This is a genomic window from Endozoicomonas sp., from assembly GCF_051008435.1.
Classification (GTDB): Bacteria; Pseudomonadota; Gammaproteobacteria; order Pseudomonadales; family Endozoicomonadaceae; genus Endozoicomonas_A.
Map to the genome: position 1 here is coordinate 1 of NZ_JBPCXO010000499.1, position 8865 is coordinate 8865.

The window sequence follows — 8865 nt, forward strand, 5'->3', positions numbered from 1 at the left end:
ACCAAGGAGCGGTAATGCCAAGAGCGGTCTGAAACAGGTCTTCCATGTGAGCCTTCAGGTGAGTTCAATGGGGTGAGTGAAGTGGGTAAATATACATGGTTACCCACTCATTTTTCAAAAGAGCCCAGAAAAAGAACCTAAAGATATCAAGACAGACCTTAAAGTATCCATGACTGAAATGGGTGGAGTAAGGGTTCATCGAGGTTTCTATCAAGCCTTTGAGTGCGTCAGACCTGAGATTGAAGGAGCCCTCAGAGAAGTAAGAAACAACGGTTACCCTTTGTACATCACTGGTCATTCATTAGGCGGGGCACTGGCCTTGATTGCTACAAAGTTTCTGGCTGAAGATAGTATTGGTGCTTGCTACACATTCGGGAGCCCCCGTGTGGCATGCTCACAATTCGGGGATTCCATCAAGACACCTGTGTATCGTCTGGTGAACGCAGCAGATATTGTCCCAAGACTTCCTCCGGCTTACCTGCAAAACGGTTTAATTGCTTTCTTTGAAGTCGTTCGTATACCTTACGTCAGCGACACGCTGATCAAGATTTTGGACAAAGTAACAGGGTACCGGCATCACGGTGACATGAGATACCTCACCGCCTGCAAGGCAGACCACTGCGATCTCAGGTTGCTGCAAAATCCATCTATCATCGACCGGTTTGGAAGACTGATCAACCGGGTAGCAACGACCTGCATCACAGTAACCGCTTCCGATCATTCGATCCAAGCTTATTCAACTAAGCTGTCAGCCTACGCCGTAAGACGTAATAGCGCGCCAGGACATAACCAACAACCGTCACCCGTCATGGAAAACTAATAAGGCAGCAGTGATGTTCATATTGATACAAAGGACTTTGGCAGCGCTCTCCATGTTAACCATGCTTGGTTGTGTCTCGATACCACAAGAGGCTCCGACCATATCCGCAGAGTTAGGGAAACGGATTAGTGCAATCGAAGAGGCTAACATCACATTACTGAACCGGTTCTTTGACCAAAAGCGCGCCGAGGTTGACCGGTTTATTGAGCAGGAATGGACACCTATTTTTGCCAAGGAAGTGTTCTCTGACTCCAAGGTAGCGGATATGTGGAACCAGGTAGTACGCAGCAACAACGACAGAGACCGCCTGAAATTTCTGGTATTGATGGGGCCCAGACTGCAGACAAAAATCAACGCTAAACGCCTAGCATTGATCCAGCCACTGGATGACTTGGAGCGCAGTATAGAAGACAGTATTCGTGCAGACTTTAACCAGACCAAAGCTATGAATAATACTATTACCAGCTTCCTGTTATCGGCTTCCGAGGTGGCTGAAAATCGTGATCGCTACCTCAAAATGACTGGCATTGGCGATGAACAATCAAGTAACTGGATCAACCAAGCTGACAAGGCTGTTTCCGGGTTACTGGACAGCGCAAATGATGCGGATGGCAAAATCGGCAGCGCTGAAAAATACCTGTCTGAGCTTCACAAGATCAGAGATTCACTATAAGGAGATAAAGCCATGGCCATTGATTGGGACAGCTTTGAAAGCGATCTGGATGAAAGAGTTGATAACGCTGGTGACCGCACTGATGCCAAGCTGGCTGAAAAAATGTCATCCATTACCCGGATGACGGATGATGAAATACAGGAGCTTCTACCTAATCCTGCTGATGCAAAAAAGCTTACTGCTCTGATGAAAATAGTGAAATCAGCTGAAGATCGAAACACCAAAGTCAATAAGATTGTAGCTAACGTAGAGGATTTTGGCGGCGTGCTAGTCACATTACTGGAGAAGTTATCATAGGCTGCCCTGAGCCAGACAGGCTTATCAGATTGAAATGGCGCTCAGGTTCAGAGACTTGCAGCAAGAGAAGTTGCAACAATAGGTGGCAAAGAACGAATACGCCCGTATCAAAAAACAGCTCTGATGTATCTAAAATATAGACCTGGCTGCCTTCATTACGATGAATGAAGCGCTTCTTGCAAGCATCATCCCCAAATGGAATGACTGTTCACAACAGGTAAACAACCCCATTTTCTACTTTGGAAGAAACAGCCGTCAGCCTGTCACCAGGGCATGGGCCTGCCACACATTCTCCTGATTCCATCAGAAACAGCGCTCCATGAGTGGCGCATTGGATCAGTCGCTTCTCACTGTCCAGAAAGCGATCTTTCTGCCACTCCAGATTAATACCAAAGTGTGGGCAGCTGTTCTCATAGACAAAGACTTCATCATTTCGACGCACTACGAAGATTGAACCTTTTTCGGTTTCAAACCCTTTGCTTCCGGGATTTTCCAGATCATCAACGGCGCAGAGTTCCAACAAGTTTTTATTTCCTGAGTTTGATGCCTGCTTTGAGAATAGTTTCATCAAGAAACAGTCGTATTCTCCTGGTCAGGTGAAAGCTTATATCAGACCTCTGACCAATAATAGAGACTCATTAGGCCAAGGGTGGGGAGGCGGGTGGTTGTCTTTTTCGTTTCTTTTTTCTGATAGCATTTTGTCGCTGGAATGGGGCTGACTCTAACTTCACTTTAGAGGGAGGATTTTCCATCTCATCGTCCAGCATACGTTCAAGCTGCTCCATAGAATCGGGTAGCTTTCCTTTCTCAGCTTGACGCGCGATCTTCATCAGTGGACGACTCAAGTTTCTCAGCTCAGGGATTTCTGCAAGACTTTTCAAGGCATCAGCCAAAGAACTTTTATCTTGAAGCTTGAGCTCCCCTTCCAGTAACTGAGTATCCGACTCATCCTGTTCGATATGCTTTTCCCACACCGGCTGAATCACTGTAGTGAACAGTTCGGACAACTGCTGTTTGTCCAGAATGCCTTCCAGATCTTCCTTTTTCAGTGATGAGATCGACAGGTCGTCAAGGTCATCGACAAGTTCTGAGGCATAACCAGAATCATTGCTATCACTCACTTCACTGTCTACTTCCGAAAGAGTGGATTCCAGACGATTCCGTTTCATAACCTCATCCAGATTAGCGGTCTGTTGATCCTGTTGATCCTGAAGCTTTTTAGCCAGAAATGAGAGATCTGACAGATCCAGGGCTTCCAGCTTCTTCCTGATATCCGCCATCCCCAGCGGCTCATCCGATGTCAGGGTGTCCTCTGGATTATCTTCTTGTCCAATGTCCACCAGCTTATCAAGCAAATCACTCAGCTCGGGATCCTTAAGCATCTCTTCCAGCTCATCAGGTGTAAACAACTGGTTCGGAGTATCCGGACGCACATCACTCAAGATATCTTTCAGAACTTTTTCAACCTCAGCTTCTTCACTGTCTTCTACATCATTTCCAACGGCCATGAGCGTCTGCAGCTCACTGTCCGTCAAGGTCGTCGTAGGGATGGATAATTCAGGATCGATCTCACGCAGTAGACTAAGATCATCAGGTGATAGACTAAGACTGCCTTCTTTATCGATTTCGGCCAATAAACTTTCTATATCATCAAACTCTTCATCATCTTCGCTATCCAGCCCCCACTCTTCTCTCAACTCCTCCAGCGCCAAAGCCTCCAGCTCAGCCATTTCTTCATCACTGATCTCCTCGGTGATTTCCTCTGCCAGAATCTCTTTTAACTCTTCGAGCAACACCGCTTCTTCCTGGGAAGTGATACTGGCAAGGCTGATAAGATCCTCTTCTGGAAGGTGAGCCTTGATCAGAGCCTCTTTGACCTCTTCTTTTTTATTTGCCAGCCGCTCCCGAGCCTTTTGTATTTGTCTGGACTCGCGGGAAAGCATGAGGTGAATATCACGATAAACACCAGCGCTGCCCTCTTCCTGGAACCTGATGGCCTCGGAATCAAGACCTTCATTGAGCTTCCACTCCAGTCCATTGGAAGGCCTGAAGTCCGTTTTCTTTAATAAGAATTTTTCTACTTTCTTTAACTGTCCCTGCACATAAGCTGATCGGGCTTTCAGCTCTTTCTCCATATTGCGGGTCAGTGCTTCTGCTTCTTTTCGGATGCGTTTTTCAGGCAGGGTTTCTACAGATACTTTTCGATTGCGCCACTTACTCTTCCACTTATCACTAACGGAGCGAAAATGGTTCTTCAGAATAGTCAGATGGGTTGAATTTTTTCCGGGACCATCAATGCTCATGACCCACTCTCCCTGTGGATGCCCGTACTGATTTAAAACTCATAACGCACTCTGGCTGAAAAGCTGTCGGAGCTGTAATTCTCACTCCAGTTAAGGTCATAACCTGCTCTCAGCGTCCAATGATTTCCAGCCTTAACACCAAAGGCTAAACCAACAGCAAGTCGGTAGGGATCCCTGTCTGGCCCGGTGACACTGTAGGATGAGCCACCCGCCAGATAGGTGGCTTTCACTTTACTGCCAGACGACATGAAGTCGTAATAACCCATAGCACTCAGCTCGGGTTTGAAGACCGTTCGACGTCCCCAGACTTCTCCGTGGAACTTAAAACCAGCACCCAGCTCAGCCGTTATGTAATCATCGCTTTCTAGTTTTTGTTCAAACCCGGAATTGCCCTTTTCGGAATAATCCTGGGCACGAATCAGTCCATAATTGAACTCAGCCTGAGGAGACAGATTCCAGCTACCCATACGCCAGGCAGTGCCACCTATTACCCTGAAGCCCCACTGGTCAGTCTGGAAATTGCCTTTCACGGATTGACCATTCACGGTTTTTTTTGTGTCGTTTGTGCCATTCCCCATGGATGCCATGGCATCTATGAACAATCCTCTATGACTCCAGCTGCCATAAAGCGTGGTTAAATAACTTTGCTGACTGGTTTTGGCTCCATCATCCCTGTCGATAGAGCCTGTGGATAACGTCATGGCAAGCCCCAGCCTGATATTGGCTTCCAGCTCGCCATCCACTCCCAGAGTGACACCCCAGGCCTGATTCTTAAAACCGGGCTCCTTATTAACAACGCCTTGCTTGCCCGAGGTGTAAAGGAACTGCCCCCAGGCCGCACCGTCGACAAACTGGTCACCATAGTTAAAACCACGACGGGTGCCGTGAATACGGTTAAAGATGATATTATGAGATGTGTTGGCCATGGTTTGGCCCGTTCTTTGAACACCGGCCGAAACTTCAGGCTGAACTTCATTGGCCAGCTTGACTGAGTCACCGGTGTTATCATTCAAAGCAGCAAACATTTTCGCCGACTTCACGGCATCGACCGGCGATGAACTGACCGCAATATCAAGCGCTGCCGCCAGAGCGGCCGCACTTCGGCTTCGAGCGCCTTTGGCCTCAAGCTGTTTCTTGAGATCCGCCGCTTTATTCACGGTCAATTTCACCTTGACCGACTGACTGTCCACAATAGGCTCTGCTACTACCAGCAAACTGCCTGAATCTACCGTCAAACGGTTTTTCACCGAACCTTCAACCCTATCGGCATTCACCACGGTCAGCGTTGCGCCGCTGCCCAGTGCTTGATATACAACAGGTGTAGCAGGCCGGATCAAAACCTTGCTGCCATCCGCTTCAGCATCCAGGTTACCCGCAACAGTTATGAGCGGATTAGCTGTATCAATGCCAGTGTATTCCTGGCTATCAGCATCGAATAGCGGCTGCAAAGTCACTGTCGTTTGAGTCGGTAAGGTGAAATTGCCTGACATGGCAATGCTGGAAGTCTGGGTACTGACAATCAGGTGATCTACGTCCTGAATCGTCGCTCCATCAAACGCACCGGCTCTGAACTCTACAACGTCAGTCTTATAATCAGTGCTGCCAAAAATAGACCCGGTGGTTCTTGCCTGGTCACCTTCCTGAAGGAAGCTAAGCGGGGATTTGGCCGATGAAAAGTCAACAGCACTGACAGTGGTATTGTCTCCGGTAATCAGACCATCATTGACATGAACACGACCAATAAAGGTGCCGTTAACTTTTATAGCACTGTCACTGGCTGCTTTTATCTCTCCCCTATCAACAACCCTGATGGCAGCATCGTCGGCTCCCCGACCTCCCGTACCTCCAAGCTGGGCATTGGCCGCTACATAAACCGCATTTTTGTCAGCAGCGGTGGCTTCAATTTTAGTGTTAGCTCCCTGAGCTACTACAAAGTCGGTTTTGGAATAGTTACCCAGGTACACAGCATGATCAGTGGTCGACTGACTCACTCCACCCTCTACGGCGATGTAACCTCCCGTCAGAGAGGCCCAGCTGTTTGCAGAACCATAAGCCCAATAGCCAGCTCCCTGGTTGGCAGTATGAGCACCACGAATGAACACACCTGATTCAATCGTTCCCTTGTTCTCAAAAGTTCCTGTATAGGTTCCGCTGACATAGATACCCGCAGCATCAGATCCACCACCCTGGATTACACCTCCGGTATCCACCAGCAGCTTACCTATAGCACCACCGACGATATCAATAGCCCGTCCATTGGTAGCAATCACCTGTCCTGAAACATTGATGACAGTGTCAGCTTCGGTTCGAGTGATGGTTAGATTTCTGGAGTTGTGACCATTGGTGAATTCCCCTCCTATACGTCCATCACTGGCTACATAGAGAGCACTGCTTCCGGTTCCTGACGACTTGATCCGGCTATTACTCCCCACCAGGATATAATCCATATAGGAGTCAGAACCAATGTTGACCGCATGATCTTTTATAGCTTCAACCACACCGCCATTGATAACACTGTAACTTCCCTGCACTGAAGCCTGATGTGCTGCGTCCAATCCCGAGCTTGTGTAGGCATTACCATTTTCATGAATGGATTGCCCAATGATCACTATGCCGTTTCGAATATGTCCCTGATTCTCCAGAGCGCCCTGAAGCAGGCCTGTGGTATTGACAAAAATGGTGGCTTTTTCAGGCGATGATGGAGCACCTGCAGCGGCACTGGTGCTGAGCTGAACTTCGGTGTCCAGCTTGATACCACCCAGCCGTGCCTGAACCTCTACCACAGGTGACTCGGCACCTGAGTTGATGTCAGCTTCCACAACAATACGACGGGGGTCATGAATCACAACGGTCTGAGGAGCACTGATACTCCAGTCTTCAGCCTGGGCAAAAGCGGTCACCATGGCTAAAGCCAATGTACTGGGCAAAAAATGATTGAGTGAAGTTTGCACGATCCTTGTGCCTTCCCTGTTCTCACTGCTGGTTCAAGCCATTACCGGAACCTATCCTTTTGCCGGTATCTGCTCTTTTAATCGGAACATTCGAGAAATGTCTTAGCACTGAACGAGAGAATCACTAAAAAGAAAGATAGAAAACACCTCCAATGATCACGCCACTGACTAACAGGTGCATGATGCAAAAGCCCATAATATCTCTGGCCTGAAGCCCGGCAACGGCCAGAGCAGGCAGGGCCCAGAAGGGCTGAATCATATTGGTCCAAGCATCTCCCCAGGCAATAGCCATGGCCGCTTTGACAGGATCGACTCCTAACTCAATCGCCGCTGGAATCATGATGGCGCTTGAATAGCCCACTGCCCACCTCCGGAAGGAATAAACATATTGAGCAAACCGGCACTGAGAAACGTCAGCAATGGGAAACTTTCCGCTGAAGCGATAGACACAAACCACTCACTCATAGCGGCCCCCATTCCCGAAGACATCATCATCCCCATAATCCCGGCATAAAGAGGGAACTGTATGATAATGCCACCTGCGCCTTTCACACCCTGAGTCACGGCATCAAGAAAACGACCGGCATGACCATGAAGGATCAAGCCCAGCGTCAAAAATATAAAATTGACGATATTCAGGGTCAAACTGGCACCATGGCTGGAAAAATAGATCCAGATATAGGCCAACCCCATAAGACCCGGTAGCAGGGCCAGTAAGCGACTGTGCTCTAACTTTCTGGCAGGCGAATCCATGATAACGGGCTCTGTGACCGAAGGTTCTTCCAGACGTTCAGGATCCACGGAGACAGTGTTATCCAGACCTCGCATCATTAACCAGTTCAGCAAAGGCATCACGACCAGCAGCAGTACAAGGATCATCAAGTTAAAGTGGGCAAAGATGGTCTCGGAGCTGTGGATAACTCCCATCACATCGGACATAAAGTGGTGTTCTGTCGCTATGGTCAGAGGCACTGAGCCCGACAACCCGCCATGCCAGATCAAAAAACCGCTGTAGGCACTGGCTATAAGAAGACGGTAATCAATGGCCGTTTGCACCCTTGCCATGTGTTTGGCAAACAGGGCTCCGACAATCAGCCCAAAACCCCAGTTAATCCAGCAAGCGACAAAAGAAACCAACGTTACCAGTACTATGCCTTGTCCGGGTGAGCGTGCCAGACCAGACATTTTCTCAAGAAACCGATGAACAATCGGTGCCACCGCCAACACATAGCCGGTGACCAAAACCAGTACCATCTGCATGGTGAAGGTCAGCAGTTTCCAAATGGAATCGCCCCAGAACTGAATCATTTCTGCCGGAGTATGCCGGGTGAATAACACACCCAGCATAAAAGCCAGTAAAGTCAGTAAAACAGCCAGTACAAAAGGGTCAGGCAAGTAGCGACGCATCAGGTGATCAAAGAACCCGGTCAGTCTCTGCATGATGGCTCCTGTTGTTATTTTAATAACGTCGTTGTTTTAATAGCGTTGTTGAGCCATGCGCTGAATATTTTCAGGCTATAGAGACATGGATCCTGAGATTAAGATAGCCTTCTTCCCCCTGAAATCCAGAAAGATGAATCAGAATAGGATTTAACGGGCAATGGGGAAGCAGTCAACAGTATTATTCAGGCTTTTGCTCAAACTCCCATTGAATGCCATAGGGATCAATAAATTGACATCCTCCCCGCCCTAAAGGCTATCTCTTTATCACATCTCTACACCCAAGAACTGGCGCGCTATGCGCCAGCCTTCAACGCAGGTCTGTAATTTTGCCCACCCCTTCCAAACTGCCAGCCAACCGGGGCGACCTGTGTGCTTGGA

General features: G+C 48.4%; 6 protein-coding genes and 1 pseudogene. 3 read left to right on the forward strand and 4 right to left on the reverse strand.

The window, feature by feature from the left end:
- The first annotated feature begins 76 nt into the window (after positions 1 to 76).
- Genes ACR2PX_RS24840 through ACR2PX_RS24850 form a run of 3 tightly spaced genes read left to right on the forward strand, consistent with a single transcriptional unit; the run spans position 77 to position 1790 of the window.
- Entirely contained in the window at positions 77 to 820 is a 744-nt protein-coding gene (locus ACR2PX_RS24840; protein WP_434002041.1) for a lipase family protein, read from the forward strand.
- Between the two features lie 13 nt (positions 821 to 833).
- Positions 834 to 1493 (forward strand): hypothetical protein, encoded by a 660-nt coding sequence (locus tag ACR2PX_RS24845; protein ID WP_434002042.1) that lies wholly within the window; start codon positions 834 to 836, stop codon positions 1491 to 1493.
- Positions 1494 to 1505: 12 nt separating this feature from the next.
- On the forward strand, positions 1506 to 1790 hold the full coding sequence (locus ACR2PX_RS24850; protein ID WP_434002043.1) for a hypothetical protein: 285 nt from the start codon (positions 1506 to 1508) through the stop codon (positions 1788 to 1790).
- Positions 1791 to 1998: 208 nt separating this feature from the next.
- On the opposite strand, the gene ACR2PX_RS24855 is transcribed toward ACR2PX_RS24850, so the two are convergent.
- From ACR2PX_RS24855 to ACR2PX_RS24870, 4 genes and pseudogenes are all read right to left on the reverse strand, one after another.
- A complete protein-coding gene (locus tag ACR2PX_RS24855; RefSeq protein WP_434002044.1) occupies positions 1999 to 2313 on the reverse strand; it encodes a Rieske (2Fe-2S) protein in 315 nt (104 codons plus the stop codon).
- A 115-nt stretch (positions 2314 to 2428) separates the two neighbouring features.
- Positions 2429 to 4093, reverse strand: a complete 1665-nt coding sequence (locus tag ACR2PX_RS24860) for a hypothetical protein (protein ID WP_434002045.1) — start codon at positions 4091 to 4093, stop codon at positions 2429 to 2431.
- A 32-nt stretch (positions 4094 to 4125) separates the two neighbouring features.
- Entirely contained in the window at positions 4126 to 7044 is a 2919-nt protein-coding gene (locus tag ACR2PX_RS24865) for an autotransporter outer membrane beta-barrel domain-containing protein (protein WP_434002046.1), read from the reverse strand.
- 193 nt (positions 7045 to 7237) lie between these two features.
- Positions 7238 to 8484, reverse strand: a pseudogene (locus tag ACR2PX_RS24870) (short-chain fatty acid transporter); the annotation flags it as partial.
- Between the last annotated feature and the right edge of the window lie 381 nt (positions 8485 to 8865).

What these genes read in the sequence shown, in the direction of transcription:
- ACR2PX_RS24845 (WP_434002042.1), top strand. Translation starts at nt 834, where the DNA reads ATGTTCATATTGATACAAAGGACTTTGGCAGCGCTCTCCATGTTAACC.
- ACR2PX_RS24850 (WP_434002043.1), top strand. Translation starts at nt 1,506, where the DNA reads ATGGCCATTGATTGGGACAGCTTTGAAAGCGATCTGGATGAAAGAGTT.
- ACR2PX_RS24860 (WP_434002045.1), bottom strand. Translation starts at nt 4,093, where the DNA reads ATGAGCATTGATGGTCCCGGAAAAAATTCAACCCATCTGACTATTCTG.